13 protein-coding genes are annotated in these 21,976 nt (G+C 65.3%); 6 read left to right on the top strand and 7 right to left on the bottom strand.

The features are described 5' to 3' along the window. Nucleotides 1-141: 141 nt before the first annotated feature. The 7 genes from FOB47_RS19615 to FOB47_RS19585 all read right to left on the bottom strand — a co-directional run bounded on the left by FOB47_RS19615 (nucleotide 142) and on the right by FOB47_RS19585 (nucleotide 12,871). Complete coding sequence (locus FOB47_RS19615; protein WP_174781892.1) at nucleotides 142-1,626, bottom strand: TolC family protein; 1,485 nt, start codon at nucleotides 1,624-1,626, stop codon at nucleotides 142-144. A 254-nt stretch (nucleotides 1,627-1,880) separates the two neighbouring features. Then, nucleotides 1,881-7,757: an Ig-like domain-containing protein gene (locus tag FOB47_RS19610; protein ID WP_174781891.1), complete on the bottom strand. Its 5,877-nt coding sequence runs from the start codon at nucleotides 7,755-7,757 to the stop codon at nucleotides 1,881-1,883. A 294-nt stretch (nucleotides 7,758-8,051) separates the two neighbouring features. Beyond that, on the bottom strand, nucleotides 8,052-9,017 hold the full coding sequence (locus tag FOB47_RS19605) for a helix-turn-helix transcriptional regulator (RefSeq protein ID WP_174781890.1): 966 nt from the start codon (nucleotides 9,015-9,017) through the stop codon (nucleotides 8,052-8,054). Nucleotides 9,018-9,490: 473 nt separating this feature from the next. Next, complete coding sequence (locus FOB47_RS19600) at nucleotides 9,491-9,820, bottom strand: DMT family transporter (RefSeq protein WP_053822137.1); 330 nt, start codon at nucleotides 9,818-9,820, stop codon at nucleotides 9,491-9,493. 121 nt (nucleotides 9,821-9,941) lie between these two features. Beyond that, nucleotides 9,942-10,430, bottom strand: coding sequence for a GFA family protein (locus FOB47_RS19595; protein WP_053822136.1), 489 nt, complete (start codon nucleotides 10,428-10,430; stop codon nucleotides 9,942-9,944). Nucleotides 10,431-10,589: 159 nt separating this feature from the next. After that, entirely contained in the window at nucleotides 10,590-11,828 is a 1,239-nt protein-coding gene (locus FOB47_RS19590; protein WP_174781889.1) for an NAD(P)/FAD-dependent oxidoreductase, read from the bottom strand. A gap of 122 nt (nucleotides 11,829-11,950) precedes the next feature. Beyond that, entirely contained in the window at nucleotides 11,951-12,871 is a 921-nt protein-coding gene (locus FOB47_RS19585; RefSeq protein WP_053822134.1) for a LysR family transcriptional regulator, read from the bottom strand. A gap of 189 nt (nucleotides 12,872-13,060) precedes the next feature. On the opposite strand from FOB47_RS19585, the gene FOB47_RS19580 reads away from it, so the two are divergent. The 6 genes from FOB47_RS19580 (at nucleotide 13,061) to FOB47_RS19555 (ending at nucleotide 21,340) form a co-directional block, all read left to right on the top strand. Further along, nucleotides 13,061-14,053, top strand: a complete 993-nt coding sequence (locus FOB47_RS19580) for a Bug family tripartite tricarboxylate transporter substrate binding protein (protein ID WP_174781888.1) — start codon at nucleotides 13,061-13,063, stop codon at nucleotides 14,051-14,053. A gap of 6 nt (nucleotides 14,054-14,059) precedes the next feature. Then, nucleotides 14,060-15,583 (top strand): amidase, encoded by a 1,524-nt coding sequence (locus tag FOB47_RS19575; protein ID WP_174781887.1) that lies wholly within the window; start codon nucleotides 14,060-14,062, stop codon nucleotides 15,581-15,583. A gap of 132 nt (nucleotides 15,584-15,715) precedes the next feature. Further along, nucleotides 15,716-16,936: an ISL3 family transposase gene (locus FOB47_RS19570; protein WP_174781032.1), complete on the top strand. Its 1,221-nt coding sequence runs from the start codon at nucleotides 15,716-15,718 to the stop codon at nucleotides 16,934-16,936. A gap of 400 nt (nucleotides 16,937-17,336) precedes the next feature. Then, nucleotides 17,337-18,755 (top strand): protein kinase domain-containing protein, encoded by a 1,419-nt coding sequence (locus tag FOB47_RS19565; protein WP_174781886.1) that lies wholly within the window; start codon nucleotides 17,337-17,339, stop codon nucleotides 18,753-18,755. A gap of 18 nt (nucleotides 18,756-18,773) precedes the next feature. Continuing rightward, nucleotides 18,774-19,931: an ATP-binding domain-containing protein gene (locus tag FOB47_RS19560; protein ID WP_174781885.1), complete on the top strand. Its 1,158-nt coding sequence runs from the start codon at nucleotides 18,774-18,776 to the stop codon at nucleotides 19,929-19,931. Nucleotides 19,932-19,933: 2 nt separating this feature from the next. Next, entirely contained in the window at nucleotides 19,934-21,340 is a 1,407-nt protein-coding gene (locus FOB47_RS19555) for a hypothetical protein (protein WP_174781884.1), read from the top strand. The last annotated feature ends 636 nt before the right edge of the window (nucleotides 21,341-21,976 follow it).

Genomic DNA, 21,976 nt, shown 5'->3' with positions numbered 1-21,976 from the left:
GGTTGCAGCGAGGCCTCTGCCTCGGCGTCGGCCTGCCGGGGCGATGGCGTCGGGGATGGCGGGGATGGCGGGGATGTGGGAGATGAGGGGGACGAAGGGGACGTCTGCGCCGCCTGAGCCAGCGCGCTCAACGGGGTGGGGTCATTCATCGCGTGCGCCTTCCTGCTGCCGCAGCAGCTCCACGAACTTGCCGACCGCGGCATACGCCTTGATGCGGGCGCGGATGCCGTCGGCCATGGCGTTGATCCATTCTTCCTCGGCGAGGAAGATCTCGCGGTCGCGCGTGATCACCTCGGTCAGCGAGCGCTTGTTCAGCATGTATTCCTGCCAGTACAGATTGCGCGACGAGCGCGACAGCTCGATCACGTTGCGGTAGCTGGCCAGCCGCGCGGCCGCGCCCTCCGCCTCGGTCTGCGCTGCATACAGCGCCGTGCGCGTGCGCAGCCGCTGGTTCTCCAGTGCATCGGCGGCGGCGCGCTCCTGCGCCTGCGCGGCGGCGATGCGGTGCTGGGCGAGCCGGCCCAGCGAAAAGTCGCCGCGGATCGACAGGCCGACCCAGGTATCGTCGTTGGCATTGGCGCGTCCGGTCGACAGCGACCGGCTGACGCCGACGCTGACCGACGGATAGCGCTCCGCCTTCGCCAGGTCGACGTTGGCCGCCGCGGCATCGACCGCGGCGCGCGCGGCCAGCACCGACGGCGTGTCGTCGATCTGGTCGTCGCGTCCGCCGCCGCCATCGCGCGTGATCCGCTCGATCACGCCGCCGGTATTGGCCAGGTCGGCCACCTGCCGCGGACGCGCGCCGATCAGCTCGGCCAGCCTGGTGGCGGCGACGTCGAAGCGGTTGCGCGCCTTCAGCACCTCGGCGCTGGCGCGCAGCGTGGCCACCTCCGCCAGGTCCCGGTCCGACGACACCGACAGCCCCGCACGCACGCGCTCGCCGATGCGCGCGCGCGTCTCGTTCATCGATTCGACCTGGCGCTGCGCGGCCGCGATCACGGCCTGGCTGGCGGCCAGTTCGACGAAGGTGTCGGCGGTATTGGCCGCCACGGTCTCGACGGTATCGGCGAGCTGATGCTGGCTCTTGCCGAGGTTGGCGTCGGCGGCCGAGATCTTGCTGCGCGTGCGGCCGAAGTCGTAGAGCAACTGGCTCGCGCCGACCGAGGCGCGCGAGCCGAGGTCGTTGCCGCCGCTGCCGAAGCTGCCGCCATAGCCGGGCTGCACGCCGTATTCGATCTTCGGGTACCAGGCGGCCTTGGCGACCGAGATTTCGGACAGGTTCTGCGTGACCACCGCGTTCGCACGGCTGATGTCGGGATGGCGCGCAATCGCGATGCCGACCGCGTTGCGCAGTGTCAGGCCGTCGAGGGCAATGCGTTGCGGTGTCGAGGGGCCTGGCATGCGGTCCGGGCTCGCCGGGGCCGTCGCGGCGGAAGCGGAGGCGGCAGCGGCAACGGTATAGGGCGCGGCCGATGCCGGTCCGGGGCAGGGCATCGCCAGCACGGCCAGCGCGGCAAGCACGGACAGCGTCGCCGGCGGGGGCGCGGTTCGCAGCGTGTACCCGGCGGGAAGCCGGGAAAGGAGCGGGCGCTGCCGGGTCCGCGCTCCGTTGGCAAGGAGGGCCACGATGGATCTCAACGATGTCGGTTTCACGAAATCACCACGGTCCGCGGTGAAGGCTTTTGACATGTGGCCACGCATCGGTCGCGAGGCAGCGTCGCGGCCGACGGGGTATTGCAGGGTGGATCGATGCGGTGGGGGCGGGTCTCCTCGTCGACGTGGAACAGGGCGCGAGAACGGGGTGGGGACGTGGTGAGCACCTGGTGAGAAAGCGTCTGGCGAAGCGGGCGGCGGAACGGGGAAACCGCCGCCCGCCTCGCTCAGACCAGAACCTGACGATTGGCCAGCAGCGTCTCCAGATCGGTGTTGACGTTGTTCAGCGTGATCAGCGTCTCGGAGCTGAAGGCGGTGCCGCCGCCGTCGCGGTCGATGCTGATGACCGTATTGGCGCCGTCGTTGGTCACGCTGAGGAAGTCGCCGATGTTGTCGCCTGCGTCGATGGTCGCCGCGCCGTTGACGTAGTGCGCCGGGCCATCGCCGTCCGCGGTGTAGCCGACCAGCAGGCTCGACAGGTCGATCACGTCGGAGCCGGCCTGTCCCGGCGCCGTCCCTACCGTGAAGTCGGTGATGACGTCGCTGCCGTTGCCGCCGGTGCCGTCGTTGGCGGTGACCTCGTACAGGAACACGTCCCCGCCGGCGCCGCCCGTCATCGTGTCGTTGCCGGCGCCGCCGATCAGCAGGTCGTTGCCGTTGCCGCCGTTGAGCGTGTCGTTGCCCGCGCCGCCGCGCAGCAGGTCGTTGCCGTCGCCGCCGTTCAGCGTGTCGTCGCCGGCGTAGCCGTACAGGCGATCGCTGCCGCTGGTGCCATCGACGGTGTCCGCGGAGGCGGTGCCTTCGATGATCGCGCTCGACTGGCTCGAGCCCAGCAGGCCGGCGAGTACCTCGGCGCTGGCGAGCTGGGTCGCGTTGGCCGTATCGGTCAGCCCGGTGGTGTCGGTCGCGGTGATCGTGAAGTTCGACAGCACGTCCAGGCTGACGCCCAGCAGGCCGCCTTCGATCGTCACCGAGCCGAGCAGCTCGTTGAGCCGCAGCGTATCGATCGGTCCGCCGCCGACCGACGTGATCGTCAGCGTCGACGATGCCGCGATCACGCCGAGAATGCCCGGGTCGTGCAGCGGGACCACGTTGATGCCCAGCTCCGCGGCAAGGTCGGCGTTGTATCCGAGGCGCTGCAGCGGCAGGCCGAGCAGGCCGCCGTAGCGCAGCACCACCTGCTGGATGTTGTTGTTGTAGTCGCTCGCGCCGAACACCTGCTGGGAACTCAGGTCGATCAGCCCCAGCACGTTGGCGTCGACGATGCCCAGCAGCCCGCCCGATTCCTGCGCCGACACTTCCGGCGCGACGTTCGTCGAGATCGTGAAGGCCTGGGTGTCGGTGGTGCCGAGGTTGCCGGCGGCGTCGATCACGCGCACCGTCACCGAGTGGTTGCCGTCGGCGAACTGGTGATTGGCCGCGGCCCACGACCAGCTGGTGCCGTTGACGGTCGCCTGCGTCCAGGTATTGCCGCCGTCGTAGCTGACCTCGACCCGGTCGCCGGCGGCCAGCGGGGCGCTGAGCGTGCCGGAGAATGTCGGCGTGGTATCGCCGGTGATCCAGTCCCCCGCCGTGCCGGTGTCGTCGGTGACGCCGGTGATCGCCACCGTGGCGGCGGGCGCCGCGGTATCGACGGTCAGGTTGAAGGCCGCGCTGGCGGGGCTGGCATTGCCGGCCGCATCGGTCGCGGTCACGGTCAGCGCGTACGCGCCGTCGGCCAGCGGCGCGGTCGGCGTGAACGACCAGTTGCCGGTGCCGTCGGCGGTTGTCGTGCCGATCAGCGTGGTGCCGTTGAAGATGCGCACCGTGCTGTTCGCCTCGGCCGTGCCTGCGATGGTCGGCGTGCCGTCGTTGGTGGTGTCCCCCGACGTCAGCGCGCCGCTGACCGGATCGACGTCGTCGGTGACGCTGGCGATCGCCGGGACGGCCGGCACCACGGCGTCGACGGTCGCGCTGCCCGGGGCACCGGTGTTGCCCGCGGCATCGGTGGCAGTGGCGCTGACCACGGTGCCATCGGGCAGCGGCGTGGCCGGGGTATAGCTCCAGTTGCCGGCGCCGTCGGCGGTGACGGTCGCCTCGGGCGTGCCATCGCCATTGGTGTCGATCTCGATCGTGCTGTTCGCTTCCGCGGTGCCTGCGATCACCGTGCCGTTGGTGGGCGCAATGACGGGCGCGGCCGGCGGCAGCGCATCGACGGTCGCCGTGGCCGGCGCGCTGGTATTGCCAGTGGCATCGGTCGCGGTGACGCTGACGACGGTGCCGTCGGGCAGCGGCGTGGCGGGGGTGTGGCTCCAGTTGCCGGCGCCGTCGGCGGTGACCGTGGCGTCCGGCGTGCCGTCGCCATTGGTGTCGATCTCGACCGTGCTATTGGCTTCGGCCGTCCCCGCGAGCACCGTGCCGTTGGTCGGCTCGATGGTCGGTGCGGCCGGCGGCAGCGCGTCGACCGTGGCGGTGGCCGGTGCACTGACGTTGCCGGCCGCGTCGCGGGCGGTGACGTTGACGACCGTACCATCGGCCAGCGGCGTGGCCGGCGTGTAGGTCCAGTTGCCGGTGCCGTCGGCGGTGACCGTGGCGTCCGGCGTGCCGTCGCCATTGGTGTCGATATCGACCGTGCTGTTCGCGTCCGCGGTGCCCTGCAGCAGCGTGCCATCGGTCGGCTGGATCGTCGGCGTGCCCGGCGCCACCGCGTCGACGGTGGCGCTGGCCGGCGGGCTGATGTTGCCGGCGGCGTCGGTCGCCGTGACATTGACGACCGTGCCATCGGCCAGCGGCGTGGCCGGCGAATAGGTCCAGTTGCCGGCGCCGTCGGCGGTCACCGTGGCGTCCGGCGTGCCGTCGCCGTCGGTGTCGATATTGACCGTGCCGTTGGCCTCGGCCGTGCCTTGCAGCAGTGTGCCGTTGGTCGGCGCGATCGTCGGCGCGGCCGGTGCCACGGAATCGATCGCGATCGTGGCGGGCGCGCTGACGTTGCCGGCGGCGTCGGCTGCCGTCACGCTGATCGTCGTGCCGTCGGCGATCGGCGTCGTCGGCGCATGGGTCCAGTTGCCGCTGGCATCGGCCGTCACGGTGACATCCGGCGTGCCGTCGCCATTGGTGTCGATGGCGACGGTGCTGTTGGCCTCGGCGGTGCCGGCAATCGTGCCGCTATTGGCCTGGGTGATGACGGGCGTGCTCGGCGGGGCCGTGTCGACGGTGAAGTCGAACGCGGCGCTGGCAGGACTGGTGTTGCCGGCGGCGTCGGTCGCCGTGACGGTCAGCGAGTAGGGCCCGTCGGCCAGCGGCGTGGTCGGCGAGAAGGTCCAGTTGCCGCTGCCATCGGCGCTCGCCGTGCCAAGCAACGTGCTGCCGCTGAAGATCTGCACCGTGCTGTTCGCCTCGGCGGTGCCGGAAATCGTCGGCGTGGTGTCGTTGGTGCTGTCGCCGGAGGTCAGCGGCGCCGACACCGGATCGGCGTCATCGACGACCGTGGCGATGGCCGGTGCGGCCGGCGCGGCTGCATCGACCGTCGCGGTGGCCGGCGGGCTGACGTTGCCGGCGGCATCGGTCGCCGTGACGCTGACGACCGTGCCGTCGGGCAGCGGCGTGCTCGGCGTATAGGTCCAATTGCCGGCGCCGTCGGCGGTCACCGTGGTGTCGGCGGTGCCGTCGCCGTTGGTGTCGATATTGACGGTGCTGTCGGCCTCGGCGGTGCCCTGGAGCACCGTGCCGTTGGTCGGCGCGATCGTCGGCGCGGCGGGAGCGGCGGCGTCGACCGTAGCGGTGGCCGGCGCGCTGGCATTGCCGGCGGGATCGGTCGCGGTGACGGTGACCGTCGCGCCGTCGGCCAGCGGGGTGGCCGGCGTATAGGTCCAGTTGCCGGCGCCGTCGGCGGTGACCGTGGCGTCCGGCGTGCCGTCACCGTTGGTATCGATCGCGATCGTGCTGTTCGCGTCCGCGGTGCCCGCGATCGTGTTGCCGTTGGCCTGGACGATGACCGGGACTGCCGGCGGCGCGGTATCGATCGTCAGGTCGAAGGCAGTACTGGCCGGGCTGGTGTTGCCGGCGGCATCGGTGGCGGTGGCCGTCAGCGAATAGCTGCCGTCGGCCAGCGGCGTGGTCGGCGTAAAGGTCCAGTTGCCGCTGCCGTCGGCGACGACGGTACCCAGCAGCGTGGTGCCGTTGAAGATCTGCACGGTGCTGTTCGCTTCCGCGGTACCGGCGATCGTCGGCGTCGCGTCGTTGGTGCTGCCCTCCGAGGTCACCGGGCCGCTGACCGGGTCCATGTCGTCGGTGACGCCGGCGATGGCCGGTGCGGTCGGCGCCATGGAATCGATGGTCGCGGTAACCGGCCCGCTGCTGTTGCCGGCGGCGTCGGCCGCGGTGACGCTGACCGTGGTGCCGTCGGCCAGCGGCGTGGCAGGCGTGTAGGTCCAGTTGCCGCCGCCGTCGGCGGTGACGGTGGCGTCCGGTGCGCCGTCGCCGTTCAGATCGATCGCGATGATGCTGCCGGCTTCGGCCGTGCCGGCCAGCGTGGTGCCGGTGGCCTGGGTGATGGCCGGGGCGGCAGGGGCGGCGGTATCGACGGTGATGACGAAGGCGGTGCCGGGGCCGCTGACATTGCCCACCGCGTCGGTGGCGGTCGCCGTCAGCGAATAGGTGCCGTCGGCCAGCGGCGTGGTCGGCGAGAAGGTCCAGTTGCCGCTGCCGTCGGCAACGACGGTGCCCAGCAGCGTGGTGCCGTTGAAGATCTGCACGGTGCTGTTCGCTTCCGCGGTACCGGCGATCGTCGGCGTGGTGTCGTTGGTGCTGCCGCCCGAGGTCAGCGGGCCGCTGACCGGATCGGTGTCGTCGGTGACGCCGGAAATCGCCGGCGCGGCGGGAGCGGCGGCGTCGACGGTCGTCGTCGCGGGGCCGCTGGTATTGCCTGCGGGGTCGGTCGCGGTGACGGTGACCGTGGTGCCGTCGGGCAGCGGCGAGGTCGGCGTGTATGTCCAGTTGCCGCCGCCGTCGGCGGTGACGGTGGCGTCCGGTGCGCCGTCGCCGTTCAGGTCGATGCCGACGGTGCTGCCTGCTTCCGCGGTACCGCTCAGCGTGGTGCCGTTGGTCGGATTGACGGTCGGGGTGGCCGGCGGCTGGCCGTCGACCGTCGTCGTCGCCGGCTCGCTGGTATTGCCTGCCGGGTCGGTCGCGACCACGGTCACGGTGGTGCCGTCCGGCAGCGGCGAGGTCGGGGTATAGGTCCAGTTGCCGTTGCCGTCGGCGATGACCGTGGCATCGGGCGCGCCGTCGCCGTTCAGGTCGATGCCGACCGTGCTGCCGGCCTCGGCGGTACCGCTCAGGGTCGCGCCATTGCTGGGATTGAGCGTCGGCGTGGCGGGCGCCGTGGTGTCGATCGCCACGTCGATCACCGTGGGCTCGCTGGTCTTGCCATCGCTGCCGCTCTGCGTGACGACGATCCGATGCTGGCCGGAGGGCAGCGCGGGCGGCGTGTAGCTCCAGTTGCCGCTGGCGTCGGCGTTGACGGTCACCGGCGGCTGGCCGTCGATCGAGATCTGGATGCGGCCGTTCGGTACGGCGCCGGTGCCCTGCAGCGTCGGCGTGGCGTCGTTGGTGGCGCTGCCGTTGGCGATCGTTCCCGTGCCCGGGGCCTGATCGTCCAACAGGCTGACCGTCGGCCTTGCGGGCGCCGCGCGACTGTCACCGCCGCCACCACCACCGCCGCCGCCCGCCGCTGCGGCGATGACGCCGGCACCGGCCGCCAGGCCCAGGATGCCGAGCAGCGCCGCGCTGCCGTCCGCAATCGGCTCGTAGACCACCGCCGATTCGAGGACGTTGTCGCCGCTCGCCATCAGCGCCTGGTCGAAGGTGGCGAGCCAGCGCGAATCGCCCTCGACGAACACCAGGTTGTTGAAGTTGACGCCATTGGCGAAGAAGCCCTGGATGCGCAACGTCTGCCCATCCTTGAACTCGATCAGCAGGTCGTTGCCCTCGCGCGCATAGTTGGCGACGTTGTCCTTGTTGCCGGCGACCAGGAAATTGGCGGCGCCCTCCGGTGCCGCGACGGTGCTGGTCCCCGCGGGCACCGCGACATCGATGTGGTTTTGCAGAACAGCTGACGAAGCCATGCCTGTCTCCTTGGGTCGATCGAAACGACTGCGCACTATTGGAAGTGGAGCGTATAAGTGATTCCCAAGTGGCGGTATGTCTTCGTCTGTGCGGCAAGCGATATAGTGCGTGCGATTGATATGGCCTGCGTTTTTTTGATAATGAAGCGCGGAAGAGGCATTAACCGTGGCGGGGTATTTGCGAGAAAAAATACCCCTACGCCGGTAGGCGCAGGGGTATTAAATTCCCGATTCAATTAAATCTGATTTAAGCGATATTTATCTGGTTGCCGACAATTTCCGCCGGCGGTGCCGTCAATCGCCCCGGCGTGTCTGGGAAGGGGTTTCGCCGAAGGCCATGCGGTAATCCCGCGCGAATTGCCCCAGGTGGCTGAAGCCCCAGCGCCGGGCGATCTCGGCGATCGACTGTTCCGCGCCGGCGGTACGCAGGTCCGCATGGACACCCTCCAGCCGCACCCGCTTGACATAGCCCATCGGCGTGAAGCCCTTGAACCTGGCAAAGCCGGCCTGCAGCGTACGGATGCTGACGCGGGCCGCCAGCGCGATGTCCGCCAGCCCGAGCGCCGCCCTGGCGTTGGCGTGGATGTACTCGATCGCCCGGCGCACATGCCGCGGGGACGGGCCGGCATGGCGGCGCGCCAGGTACACCGAATAGTTGTGCGGGATCTCCTTGAGCATCGCGAAGATCACGGCGTCCTGCAGGCTTTGCACGATGTCCGGGGCGATCGCCTGCGGGCCGCCGTCCGCCTTCGAATAGCGCCCCGCCGCGCGCACCAGTTCACCGGCGAAACGCACGCCGGACGGCACGCTACCCTCCGGCGGGGCGAATTTGACGCGGTGCATCACCGGCCGTTCGATCGACTGCGACAGCCGGCCGTGCACGCTGGCCGCATCGATCAGGATGGCTTCGTAGCGGCCCGGGCCGAAGCCCCATGCAGTGACCCGCCTGGCGTCGGCAACGGCGGTGCCGGCCGGCAAGGGCCGCAGCCCGTCCTGCTCGGTGGCAAGGGAGAGCTGGCCATCGGCCTGCGTGTACAGCAGATAGCCGTCGTGCTGGCAAGGCAGCCGCAGGCACAGCGGGGTGTCCGTGGCCAGCGTATGCACGGCCATGCCGTCGAGATAGTCGATCTGGATTTCCAGCCTGGGCTCGCCGCCATCGGCCTCGATCGTGATGCCGGGATAGTGGCGGCCGAGCCAATCCTGCGCCTGCGCGACGCTGGACGCGACGATCGCGTCCGTTCCAATGCGGGTTTGAGCCATACGCCAGTTCTGTCCTGCGAAAAAAACGAGCGCACGCCGGGCTGGCGAACGCTACAGGCGATCCCACAGAGGGCCGCGGCAAAACACCGCGGCAAATCGGGTAGGCTGAACCGGCGATGACGACAGACCGCGACAATGACCCTAGATATTCCATGGCAATGGAATATCCATCAATTGGCATGGGCTGTGCCCGGATGCCCCCCCGGAATTCTTCGGTCAATATTGGCGCCGGAATTCGACCGTGTGCCGCCGCAATGGAATGCGCGGCGTCGCCGAATTACCGATTGCCAGTTGTCTGACTTTAGTTTTGTTTATATCGATATTGCGTAATGTCTTAATCGATTGTTATTAGCGTACTGCATTTCTTACAAATGGTGGAAGCTTCCGGTGCACTTTTCAAGGCGCTTACATTTGTTTGCAGTTGGTAGGGTGTCGGTAGGGTGCCGGGAGGGGGAGGGTGCGGCGTCGCCGATTCAATGCGTGACCGACTTCGACCACAGGTTGATCACCAGCACGCCGGCCATGATCAGCGCGATGCCGAGCAGGGCCGGCAGATCGAGCCGCTGGCCGAACAGCAGCCACGCCGCCACCGACACCAGCACGATGCCGACGCCCGACCAGATCGCATAGGCGATGCCGATGGGCACGTGGCGCAGCGTCAGCGACAGGCAGAAGAAGGCAATCGCATAGCCGGTGACGACGACCAGTGACGGCAGCGGACGGGTAAAGCCGGCGGCGGCCTTCAGTGCGGTGGTGGCGATGACTTCGGCGACGATGGCGATGGCCAGGTAGATCCAGTGCATGGGATGGCGCGGTGGCGGATAGTGTCCGGATAGTGTCGGGTATTGACGGAGCGCCAAGAATAGCAGCGGTGCGCAAGCCGTCCCGCTGCGGATCCCACTCCCGGACCGGTCCCGGGCCCGCTCAGCGCTGCTCCAGGCCGTGCCGCCGATGCCATTGCGCCAGTGTTTCCTCGGGCCACTGCGCGCAGTGCACGTGTCCCTTGCCGCTTGGGACGTCGACCCACGACGCCGCGGAGTCGAGCTCCGCGTCGACAATTTCCGGCGGACGCGGCAGCGGCGTGTCGATGGCGGCAGCATGGGGATAGACCCGCTCGGGCTCGTCGGGGCTGCGTATCCACAATGCCGTGCCGCATTTCGTGCAGAAATGACGCTCCATCGGCGAACGCCTGGCGCGCTTGCCGGGCTCGCGCATCACGGCGTGATAGATGCCGATGTGCCGACGGCCCCGTACGCGCAGGGTGTCGCCCAGTGCGCCGATATTGGCCGCATAGCCGCCGGCGCCAGCGGTCTTGCGGCAAATCGAGCAGTAGCAATGCAGATAGGGGTAGGGCCAGGGCGATTCCACGCTGAAGCGGACCGCGCCACAGTGGCAGGAGCCTTCGAGATGCATGCGACCTCCGACAGGTTGGGGCGAGCGTCGCCGACGCGTCGCTCGCCGTGGCTGCCATCGGATTTTGCATGACATCGGGCCGCCGGGGGCTGGCCCGGGCATCCCAACATCGCGCCTTTGCAGGCGTGGCTCGAACCTTGTTCGAGCCTTCCCTGGGCGCTATTCGAATCGCACCGGATCGTAGGGCCGCGGGTCGACGTACGGTGTCTCGCCGTCGATCAGTTCGGCAAGCAGCCGCGCGGTGGCAGGGCCGAGCGTGAAGCCCTGATGCGCATGGCCGAAATGGAACCACAGCCCGCGGTGGCGCGGCGCGCGTCCTATCACGGGCCGCATATCGGCGACGCAGGGCCGCGCGCCCATCCACGGCTGCGCTTCGACGGGCGCGCCGAGATCGACCAGCTCGCGCGCGTAGCGCTCGGCCGCCGCCAATTGCACCGGCGTCGGCGGTGCATCGTGGTGAGCGAATTCGGCGCCCGTGGTCACGCGAAGACCGCGCCGCATCGGCGCCAGCACGAAGCCGCGCTCCGCATCGAGCAGCGGCAGCGACGGCATGCGCTCGCTCGCGTAGTGGCGGTGGTAGCCCCGCTTGATGAACAGCGGCAGGCGATACCCGAGCGGCCGCGTCAGCGTCGACGCCCACGGACCCAACGCAATGACGGCGTGAGCGGCCGACAGCGGGCCGGCTTCAGTGATCACGCGCCAGCCGCTGCCATCGGGCTGCAGCGTCGTGGCGTCGCCGCGGCGGACGATGCCGCCCTGCCGTTCGAACAGCGCGGCATAGCGCTGCACCAGTTCGCCCGGATCGCTGACGGTCCACGGGTCGCGCCAATGGATCGCGCCCGCCAGGCCGCCATGCAGCGCCGGCTCGGCGGCCCGCAGCGCGGCACCATCGAGGACCGCGCAATCGAGTCCGTGCTCGCGCGCCACCGTCGTCGCGGCCCGCACCGTGTCATCGAAGGCGCGCGGGCTGCGGTAGGCCTCGAGCCAACCCGCCTTGCTGACCAGGTCCTCCGCACCCGCGGCCGCGATCAGCTTTTCGTGTTCGCTGACGCAATGCCTGACCAGCGCCGCATAGGCGGCGATCGTGCCGGTGTAGCGGTCCGGGGCCGATTCGCGCCAGTAACGGGCCAGCACCGGCAGCAGGCGCAGCATCGCGCCGGGGTGGTAGTGCACGTCGTTGCCCTGGCGGGCGATCACGCGAACGATCGTCTTCCAGTCGCGCGGGAACGCATACGGCTGCACCGCCTCGCGCTGGATGAAGCCTGCGTTGCCATAGGAGGTCTCGGTGCCCGGCGCGGCGCGATCGACAAGAACGACCTGGTGCCCGCGATGGCGCAGGGCCAGTGCGGTGCTGACACCGACCATGCCGGCGCCGAGAACGAAGATTTCCTGTGACATGAAGGCAGCAACTCGTGCGGAACGTGGAAGGGTGGATCAAGTCGGGATTTTCGCCGCGCCCCGCCTCGGTAAGGTCATGCGATGCACGCAATATTGCGAATGGCCGATTGCGTTTTCGGCAATCACGATTGCGGAAGCTCGATCAGGCCCTGCCGCAGATGCTCGACGAAGGCGCGCGCCGCGGGCGGCAGCTTGCGGTTGGCCAGCGTCTGCACCTCGATCTGCCGCTCGTTCATCTCGCGATCGCGCAGCGGGACCGCGGCGATGGTGCCCGCCTTCAGCCTGCCGCGGATCGACACCTCGCCGTAGAAGCAGATCGCTCCGCCCCCGGCCGCCGCGAAGCTGACCAGCGAATCGAGCTGGTTGCTCGAGAACACCGTCTGGTAGCGCAGACCCTGCCGGCTGCAGCCGGCGTCGAGCAATTGCCGCACCGAGCTGTCCTTGGGCGGCAGCGCCAGCGGGTAGGTCGCGACCTGCGCCAGCGACAGTTGGCGATGGCGCGCGAGCGGATGGTCGGGCGCCATCACCGCCAGCACCGGTGCCGGGTGCCGCAGCTCCACGTGGATCTCCGGCTCGGGCAGCCACGCCAGCGTAATGCCGATATCCGCTTCCCCGTCGCGAATCCGCCGTGCGATTTCGCCCTGCGGGCAGACCTCGAGCTCGAAGTGAATGCCCGCATGGGTCTCGCGAAAGCTGGCGGCAAGGTTCGGCAGGAATTCATGGGCGATGCCCTCGACCGCCGCGAGCCGCACGCGCCCGACACGCAGCCCACGCAGCGCCTGGATATCGCCGGCCACGCGTTCGATGTCCTGCTGCGAACGCTTGGCGAACGCGGCCAGCAATTCGCCTGCCGCATTGGGCACGAGGCCGCGCGGGCGCCGGTCGAACAGCAGCGTGTCGAGCTCGCTTTCCAGCTTGGCGATCTGCCGGCTGACGGCCGACGGCGCGACGTTCAGCTTGATCGCCGCATCCTTGACCGATCCGGTGCGAACCACTTCGAGGAAGTAGCGCACCGCGGTCTCCTGCAGGGCTCGATAGGACATGGGATATCGATGAGAACGTGGCCGGGCGCCCTCGGGAAAACCCGCTCGGGGATTGCACGAACGATTGCCTTTTCGGCAATCGAGTGTTCGAAACATTGCGACGATTCTATGCGAAGTTTGACATTAGGATGACATCGAGCCGACGCACTGGCGCCGGCATCGCCTTGGATTCTTACGAGAGAGCATCCCATGCGTCCTTCCGCCTCACCCGTCCGTTTCCTGTTTGCCGCCACCGGCCTGGCGCTCGTCGCGATGGCGCCGTCGGCAGCCTCGGCACAGGACAGCTTCCCGACCAAGCCGATCCAGCTGGTGCTGCCATTCCCGCCCGGCGGCGCGACCGATGTGGTGGGGCGCATCGTCGCGCAGAAGCTCGGCGAACGGCTCGGCAAGACCGTCGTGGTCGAGAACCGGGCTGGCGCCGGTACCGTCGTCGGCGCCAGCTACGTCGCCAAGGCTGCGCCGGACGGCTACACGCTGCTGGCCAGTTCCGGCACGACGTTCACGGTCAATCCCGCGGTCTATCCGAAGCTGCCGTACGACCCGCAGAAGAACTTCGAGCCGATCGGCCTGATCGGCGTGACCGGCCTGATCCTGCTGGCCAATCGCGATGTGCCGGTGAACAACCTGAAGGAGTTTGTGGCCGCGGCGAAGAACGATCCCGGCAAGTACTCGTACGGTTCGTTCGGTGCCGGCACCACCGCGCATTTCGCCGGCGAGCAATTGCTCAATCTGACCGGCGCCAGGCTGCTGCACGTGCCCTACAAGGGCAGCGCGCCTGCGATGACCGACCTGATCGGCGGCCAGATTCCGTTCAGCATCGACACCGTGGCCGCGGCGCTGCCGCAGGTGCGCGCCGGCAAGGTCAAGGCCATCGCGGTGACGACGGCGAAACGCTCGACGCTGCTGCCCAATGTGCCGACCGTCGCGGAGGGCGGCTATCCCGGCATGGACGCCAGCACGTGGATCGCGCTGGTCGCGCCGCGCGGCTTGCCGCCGGAGGTCCACGCCAAGCTCGAGAAGGCGTTGGCCGATACGATCGCCGATCCCGACACGCGCAAGAAGCTGGCCGACAACGGCATCGAGCCGTCGTTCGCGTCGGGCAAGCAGGTCAGCGCGATGATCGAGAAGGAAATTCCGCAGATGCGGGCCATCGCGCAGCGCGCCAATATCAAGCTCGACTGATACGCCATGTCCGACCACAACGCACTGACTTCGCTGTCCGCCGTCGAACTGCGCCGCCTGATCGGCGCCCGCCAGATTTCGCCGGTGGAGTTGCTTGACGCCTGCATCGCGCGGATCGAGCGCTACAACCCGTTGATCAACGCGATCACCGCGACCTGCTACGAACGCGCGCGCGAAGAGGCGAGGGCGGCCGAACAGGCGGTGATCCGCGGCGAGTCGCTGGGCCTGCTGCATGGCCTGCCGCTCGGCGTCAAGGACCTGGAGGCGACCGCCGGCGTGCTGACGACCTACGGCTCGCCGCTGTACCGCGGCAATGTGCCCGCGCAGGACAACATGCTGGTCGCGCGGCTTCGGGCGGCCGGGGCCGTGGTGGTCGGCAAGACCAATATTCCGGAGATGGGCGCCGGCGCGAATTCGCGCAACGCCGTCTGGGGGGCCACCGGCAATCCGTTCAATCCGAACCTGAACGCGGGCGGCTCGTCGGGCGGCTCGGCTGCCGCGCTGGCGGCGGACTTTCTGCCCGTCTGCACCGGCTCCGATACCGGCGGCTCGCTGCGGATTCCCGCCGCCAAATGCGGCGTGGTGGGATTCCGCCCATCGCCGGGGCTGGTGCCTAACTCGCGCAAGCTGCTCGGATGGACGCCGATCTCGGTGGTCGGCCCGATGGGCCGCACGGTCGCCGATGCCTGCCTGCAGCTTGCCGCATCGGCCGGCCAGTCGGCAGGCGATCCACTGAGCCATGCGGTCGATCCGCTGGCGTTGCTGACGCCGGCGCGCGTCGACTTGTCGGGACTGCGGGTCGGCTGGACCGAGGACTTCGGCAGCTGCGCCGTCGACCCCGACATCCGCCGCGTGTTCCGTGCACGGATCGCCGCGATGCGGCACCTGTTCAAGTCCTGCGACGAGGTCGCGTTCGACCTGGGCGATGTGCATCGCTGCTTCGACGTGCTGCGCGCCGAGAGCTTCGTTGCCTCGCTGCGCGACACCTACGAACGCGATCCCGACAGCCTCGGTCCCAATACGCGCGCCAACTACGAGATCGGCGCGCGCATGTCGCTGGTCGACAGCGCATGGGCGCAGGCCGAGCAGACCCGCATCCTGCAGCGCTTCCAGCAGGCATTCCGCGACTACGACGTGATCCTGTCGCCGACCACGCCGGTCTCGCCATTCCCGTGGACCCAGCTCTACGCGGACGTCGTCGACGGCCAGAAGCAGGAGAACTACTACCGCTGGCTGGCGCTGACCTATGTCGTGACGCTGACCACCCATCCGTGCATCGCCTTGCCGTGCGGCACCGACGAGGCCGGCATGCCGTTCGGCCTGCAGATTACCGGCCCCTTCCGCGGCGACGCGCTGACGCTCGGCGTCGCGCAGGCGATGGAATCGGCGTTTGCTTCGATGCCCGGCTTGTCGCGCCCGAAGCCGGATCTCGACCGGCTCAAGCCGGCCGAGCCTGACTTGCGCTCGATCGTTACGGCGCCGCCGGAGGTGGTGGGTGAGGCGGCCTCGGCACAGGTCTCGGCGGTGTAGGAGAACCGAGCGCCGACGGAACCGAGGGCGGCATGCTCCGGGGTGCAAAAAAAAGGTTCTTCGCAGAATTCCGTGAAGGGTTCCGGTTTTTCGTATGCTTGATGCCTGTTATTTCAGGGGTCAGGAGCGGGAATGCTGGATCGGAAGACGTTGCAGGCGCTGGGTTGCTGGACCGGATACCGTCTTGAGCGGGTAGTCTGGCCCGAAGGCGACAGTCGGACGCTATTGCTTTATCTGAAGCCGACCAGCAAGGTCATGCACTGCCAGGAATGCGGCGCGCGCTGCAAGCAGGTACACGAGACCACCGTTCGGCGGGTACGAGACCTGCCGATTTTCGACTATCGCGTCGTTCTACACGTGCCGCGCCGGCGTGTCTGGTGTGATCAATGTGGCGGCCCGCGGCTGGAGCGCCTGGATTGGCTCGGGCGCTATCAGCGCGTGACAGCGCGCCTGGCCGAGGCTTGTGGTCGACTGTTGCGCGACTGCTCGGTGCGCGCTGTCGCCGCGTTCTATGAGCTTGGGTGGCACACGATCAAGTCCATCGACAAGGCGCGCTTGCGCGAGGCGGTGACGGAGCCGGACTGGGCCAACATCCGCTATCTGGCGATGGACGAATTTGCGCTGCATAAGGGCCACCGCTACGCCACGGTCGTCGTGGACCCGATCGGCCGGCAGGTGCTGTGGATTGGCAAGGGCCGTTCACGCGAGACGGCGCGCGCCTTCTTCGAGCAACTGCCAGCGGGCGCGGCAGAGCGGATTGAAGCGGTTGCCATCGACATGACGACGGCATATGAACTCGAGATCCGCGAGCATTGCCCGCAGGCCGAAGTCGTCTATGACTTGTTCCATATCGTGGCCAAATATGGACGCGAGGTCATTGATCGGGTTCGGGTCGATCAAGCCAATCGGCTACGCCACGACAGGCCGGCCCGACGCGTTCTGAAGTCGACGCGTTGGCTGCTGCTGCGCAATCGGGCCAATCTGAGCGAGGGTCAGGCCATTCATCTGAACGAGGTGTTGGCTGCGAACCGACCGTTGATGACGGTCTACATCCTGCGCGACGAACTCAAGCGGCTGTGGTTCTACCGCCGCCCGGGATGGGCGCAGCGGGCATGGCACAACTGGTTTGAGCAAGCGCAGCAAAGCGGTATTGGTCCGTTACAGCAGTTCGCCCATCGCTTGAGCGGCTACTGGCATGGCATTGTGGCCCGGTGCCGGCACCCGCTGAACACCAGCGTCGTCGAAGGCATCAATAACACCATCAAGGTCATCAAGCGGCGCGCTTACGGCTATCGCGATGAGGAGTACTTCTTCCTCAAAATCCGCGCTGCCTTCCCCGGTATTCCTCGATGAACCAAAAAAAAGCGGACCGCGATGCGGTCCGCTTTTTGGTATGGGGTAAGCCGAGTGGAACAATCGTCCAACGCACCGATGACTCAGCGCTCCCGACTCAAAAAAATCTTTGGTGGAGAGAGGGTGGGCCAGAAAATTAAACATTAAAAAACAAAGAGTTACACCTTGTTGCGGTACTTCGTTTGTAGTTGCGCAAATGTGGAAATTTGTACCATGTAACCCCGCGAATGAAAGCAAGGCTGCCGAGCCGATGAGGCGCCATTCCGCTTGCGGTCCACCTTGCCGTGGGAAGTGCCCGATTCCCACAATTGAGCATGACTATAATCATGCGCGGGGGCGCTTCCTGCTGCTGCAGCTCATCAAACGAAAAACTGAAAGACATCTTTACGGGGGACCAGCCATGCCGGCGCTGGACGAAAGCACCATTGCAAACGTGACGGAACGGCTCAATCGATACCTTGCGACCAAGGCCGGATACGGCGAAGCGAAGTACTTGACTGCGGGAGGTTCCGCTGCGGTGTTTTCGGTCTCCTCGCCCGCAGGGTTGCGAGTTTTCAAGGGCTTCAACCCGAAGTTTTTTGACGAAGCCACTGGTGCCGCCGAGCGTAAGCGTTTAGATGTGCAACGCAAGCTGATTGGGCATTCTTGCCCCTCGCTAATCCAGACGTTTGAGGTCGTCGAAGCGGAAGGTACGGCTTTTGTCGAAATGGAATACGTGGACTACCCCCCGCTTACGACGGTGCTCAGTACGGTACCTGATGAAGCAGTCGTCCCCTTATTCAGTCAGCTTGTCGATGCGGTGAAGTTTTTAGACGGGCTCGGGATTGTGCACCGTGACATCAAGCCTGAAAATATCCACGTATCAGCGGATTTCACCAGCCTCAAGCTTCTCGACCTCGGAGTAGCGCGAGAAGTGGAGCAGAGTGACGCACCGGATGGCGCTATAACGGACCACGGGAGTACTCGACCGTTTCTTGCCACAGCGCAATACAGCTCGCCGGAATACCTTTTTCGGCTGGATGCGCCGTCGCCGAGGCTATGGAAGGGCTTGAACTTCTACCAGCTTGGCGCCGTCCTCCATGACCTCATAGCCAAACAGCCTCTATTCCAGTACGAAATGACCCTGGAAAATAGATGGCTTGTCGCGCGAGCAGTGCTTACCAAGGTGCCCGTATTTGCTGACGGAAATCCCGCCCGATTGGCAAATCTCAAATCGCTCGCGTCTCGCTGCCTCGTGAAGGATTTGGAATCCCGGCTGCAGTTGGTGGGCTGGGAGGACTTTAACTTGGGCGATACTAAGGATCCCCTTGCCAAATTACGCGCTAGGCTTGCGAAGGGCAAGGTGAATGTCGGCGGGCAGATGAGTGCGGCAAACGCTTCCCGGCTTGCGTTCGATAGAGGCGAATTCTTTCGCCGCTATTGCGAAATGGTGCGGACAGAGCTCTTGCAGGTGTGTGGAACAGATATGCCCCTCACGCTCCGACCGTCGGCTCCTGGAGAAGCGCAGGTTGCTCTGTTACTTTCGACCGTAAACGCGGAATGGACAGTTGAGTGCGAGCTGCATTTTGACTGGCAGCAGCAGCTGTATGAAAGGACTGTAAACGTGTCGGTCCGGGCAAAGCTGGTCCGAGCGGCTCAGGCTGCGGGTGATGCTCATGCTAGTTCGCGGTTGGTTGCCGTAGTGACTATCGGGATAAATGAAGCAGAAGGCGGCGCATCGGCAGCTGGTGCTGTCGCGCAAGCGGTTGCCACCGCTCTTGACCGACTAGAGGGCGCAGGCGATACAAACACGCTCCACGACGCAGACCTGATTGCTTGACCTCCAAGGAGAAAAAAAATGAACAAAGGTTGGTTTAGGTCAGTAAAAGAGCTTGACGACGACCAGAAGGCGTTCATCAAGCTTCCTCCATATGGCAGACATTCACTAGTTGGGCCGCCCGGCTCGGGCAAGACGAATCTCTTGTTGCTTCGCGCAGAGTTTCTCGCGGGCACTGGTGAGAAGAATGTCCTTATTGTTACTTATACTCGGGCGTTGGCCGATTTTATTCGAACGGGCATTGGGGACGCTGGCCTAATATCACCCGACCAAATAAAGACTTACCACTCTTGGGCTATGGACCATATTTTCCAGCACTTGGGCCGGCCGGCATTAAAAAAGAATATTGACTTTGACGACCAAGCGCGCGCCGAAGTGTTAGACCTCGTGAGAGAGGCGAACGGTAAACTGCCGGCCCCCAAGCTTTTTAGTGCCATATTTGTGGATGAAGCGCAAGATTTGACATCCGACGAACTCGAGGCTCTCTTGGGTCTAAGTGATAACGTGTGCATTTGTGGCGACGGCCGGCAAGGAATTTACAATCGGGATGGTCTTGCAGTTGCTGAAAAGCTGGGCTTGCAACAACATACTCTGAAGCGCCATTTTCGTATTGGTCAGCGTATCGCCCGTGTCGCCGACCGCTTGATGCCACCGGAGTCCGGTGCCAACAACCTTGAGGCGACATCGAACTACAACCCTAAAGTGCAGGGTGAATCGAGCGCAAAGATGCACGTCCTAAAAAGCAGGGATGAGCAGTTCGACAAGATGCTAGAAATTATACGTGTTCAGCTTGATGCTTTTGCTGGCGATACCATCGGAATATTTTGTGGAAAAAAGGAGACTCGGGTCGAGTTGCGTGAGAAATTCAATGCAACTGACCTTGCGGACAAGGTTGCAGTTCACGGGGTGGATGCTGATTCAACTTTTATGGGTGGGCGGCCCATCCATGTTCTAACCATTCATGGGGCAAAGGGAACCGAATTTAGGGCGGTGCATATGTATGCCACCGAAGAACTCGCCGACTATCCATTAAATCGTCGGAGGTTAGGGTTCACAGCAATAACGCGGGCAAAAACTGCACTAAATGCATATCGCACTGGCGAGACAAACAAGCCACTCGAAAACGCGTTTTCTGAGCCCGCACACTTTGACCTTGAAGATTTACTGCCAGGTGATTAAACATGAGTGAACGCACCATTCGTTGGCAAATATTTCCACGGGACATTATTCCTGAGGTTCTATTCGGTGGGCAGCAGCCTTTAAGCAGCGTGGGGCAATTTTCAATTGAGCCCTATAATATAAAGGACTCTCACGTCGCAGTCGGATATGCTGATTCAAGGATAACAGCCGGTTACAATCCGCCCGTTCTGTTGGTGTTGAAGGATGAGTCAGCTGTCGAAACGCTTTCGTGGCTGAGAACATATGCCCCCGAGACGTCGCCGTTGAGTCAGTACGCACGGGTAGTATCGAGTCGCGATTGGGAGATATTCGCGAGGGCGCAAGACAACGTTCGGGATTCGCGCGAGGATATTTGGTCGTCTGTCATTCTGGGTGAAGCCTTGGCTCAGGGTGAAACCGACGTCGAATTGGCGTCTCTCCCTCTATCGCGTGCTAGTGCATGCTTCTCAATGGCAATCGCGCGGGCTGCCTGCATACACGGAACGGACGAGGCGACCAAGACTTGTGCTGACCGGCTGCGGCAAGTCGAAGCGGACCGACGCTTCGTGCGGCGCTCGGTTACTGTAAGCGATTTGACGCCTATTTGGGCGATGGCGGGGGGGCAATTTGGAACGCCTGTCTCCGCTGAGGAGACCGCTTACTTGGTCCTCGACGCTGCATTATCGTTTATGCACAAATCCGCGCGTGCGCCTCTCTTCCCGTCCCCCTTACGACTGCGGGACGTTCCGGGTCTCTCAAGCGACTCCATCGAGGAACGCGTTCTTGCTTTCCAACGTCTTTCGACGGAATTGACAAATGCGGAACCGCGCGGTGCAGACAACGGATTACCTTCGGTCCTGCTCGCGGCTGCCGCATTTTTAGTTGGTCGGAGCACAACCCATGAATTCCTGCTGCACCGCGTGAGCAAGCGATTTCCTGCTGCTCTCGCGTGGTATGGGTTAATTGCCGGGCTGGCAGGGCCGTCGTTGTGGGACGCAGGGTGGTTCAGAGCCGCCAAGGGTATAGAACGTCAAGTGAGGCCACGCTTTGACTGGACGGAGTCCACCGGATTCGACCTGAGTTGGCTGGAGTATTCATGGATGGCCAGCACCTTCGAGGGGCCGGATGCCTTCAATTTGCTCCCGAAGCTCCTGCCACGGGTCATCTCAATCGAATCCATCCCCGGCGCGACTTGTCAATTTCGGCTGGCGGCCGGCTCTTCGCCGGATTCGGATGTGAAGCTACACAACGACGGTGCTCGCGGCAAAGAGCTACAGTCGGCGCTGGCGCAGTTTGTGGCGCTAGCAAACAAGGCTCGCTACCTGCTCGAAGGTGGTCACGTAACGGGGCAGCAGAGCTTGAACCTTGATAGCAACGACATCGCACCCGCACGTTCGCCTAAGGGTAGGAAAGGAAAAGCATCGAACTGAACGACTAGGCTGGCGATTGACGGTGCCGTCGTCTAGCCTAGTCGTCACAATCCGTAGCGTGCCGGGCGTCAACGAGGGCGACTATTTTCAGCGCGGGCGCGGAGTATTTCTATCCGTTTAATAAAAGCTATGTATCCGTGAGGGGCATCGGAGGGACGCGGTAGCTTACGCGAGTAAACGAGATGACATGCGTCCAAAATGGAGGCCTCAAGTCCTGATATGGGACGTTTGTTGTCAGCGTAGTAGGGAACCCATATCTTGCCAATCAGTTACCGCGCTCTCAATGAATGTCCGAAGCGAAGCACGATAAGCCCGTCATATGTCTTAACGGACAACATTTCTTCCCATTGTTGATTCGCCAGCTCTCTAATACTCTTATTCTCTTTTCGGCGAACCCCCGACTACCGTGGCGGAAGTTTTTGGACCGTAAGAGGAGCGCCTGTACAGCGCCGATACCCGCCAAGTGCGCGCGCACGAAAGCAAGGAGGAGCTTTCCTTCATCCACGGTGCCGATGAGTTTATCCGCGAGCCGGTAAGCGTTCAGGTACAGCGTTGATGGACGACCTGCGGGAATGCGCTGCAATCGTCTGTAGCCAGCCCTTGCCTCAAGCGCCGCTCAGACTAACTATGAGCCTC

The organism is Cupriavidus gilardii, from assembly GCF_013347325.1.
GTDB lineage: Bacteria > Pseudomonadota > Gammaproteobacteria > Burkholderiales > Burkholderiaceae > Cupriavidus > Cupriavidus gilardii.
This window is presented reverse-complemented; position numbering and strand designations above follow the sequence as displayed.

Coding starts and splice junctions, on each gene's coding strand:
- FOB47_RS19610 (WP_174781891.1), bottom strand. CDS start 7,757: ATGGCTTCGTCAGCTGTTCTGCAAAACCACATCGATGTCGCGGTGCCC.
- FOB47_RS19605 (WP_174781890.1), bottom strand. CDS start 9,017: ATGGCTCAAACCCGCATTGGAACGGACGCGATCGTCGCGTCCAGCGTC.
- FOB47_RS19600 (WP_053822137.1), bottom strand. CDS start 9,820: ATGCACTGGATCTACCTGGCCATCGCCATCGTCGCCGAAGTCATCGCC.
- FOB47_RS19595 (WP_053822136.1), bottom strand. CDS start 10,430: ATGCATCTCGAAGGCTCCTGCCACTGTGGCGCGGTCCGCTTCAGCGTG.
- FOB47_RS19590 (WP_174781889.1), bottom strand. CDS start 11,828: ATGTCACAGGAAATCTTCGTTCTCGGCGCCGGCATGGTCGGTGTCAGC.
- FOB47_RS19585 (WP_053822134.1), bottom strand. CDS start 12,871: ATGTCCTATCGAGCCCTGCAGGAGACCGCGGTGCGCTACTTCCTCGAA.
- FOB47_RS19580 (WP_174781888.1), top strand. CDS start 13,061: ATGCGTCCTTCCGCCTCACCCGTCCGTTTCCTGTTTGCCGCCACCGGC.
- FOB47_RS19575 (WP_174781887.1), top strand. CDS start 14,060: ATGTCCGACCACAACGCACTGACTTCGCTGTCCGCCGTCGAACTGCGC.
- FOB47_RS19570 (WP_174781032.1), top strand. CDS start 15,716: ATGCTGGATCGGAAGACGTTGCAGGCGCTGGGTTGCTGGACCGGATAC.
- FOB47_RS19565 (WP_174781886.1), top strand. CDS start 17,337: ATGCCGGCGCTGGACGAAAGCACCATTGCAAACGTGACGGAACGGCTC.
- FOB47_RS19560 (WP_174781885.1), top strand. CDS start 18,774: ATGAACAAAGGTTGGTTTAGGTCAGTAAAAGAGCTTGACGACGACCAG.
- FOB47_RS19555 (WP_174781884.1), top strand. CDS start 19,934: ATGAGTGAACGCACCATTCGTTGGCAAATATTTCCACGGGACATTATT.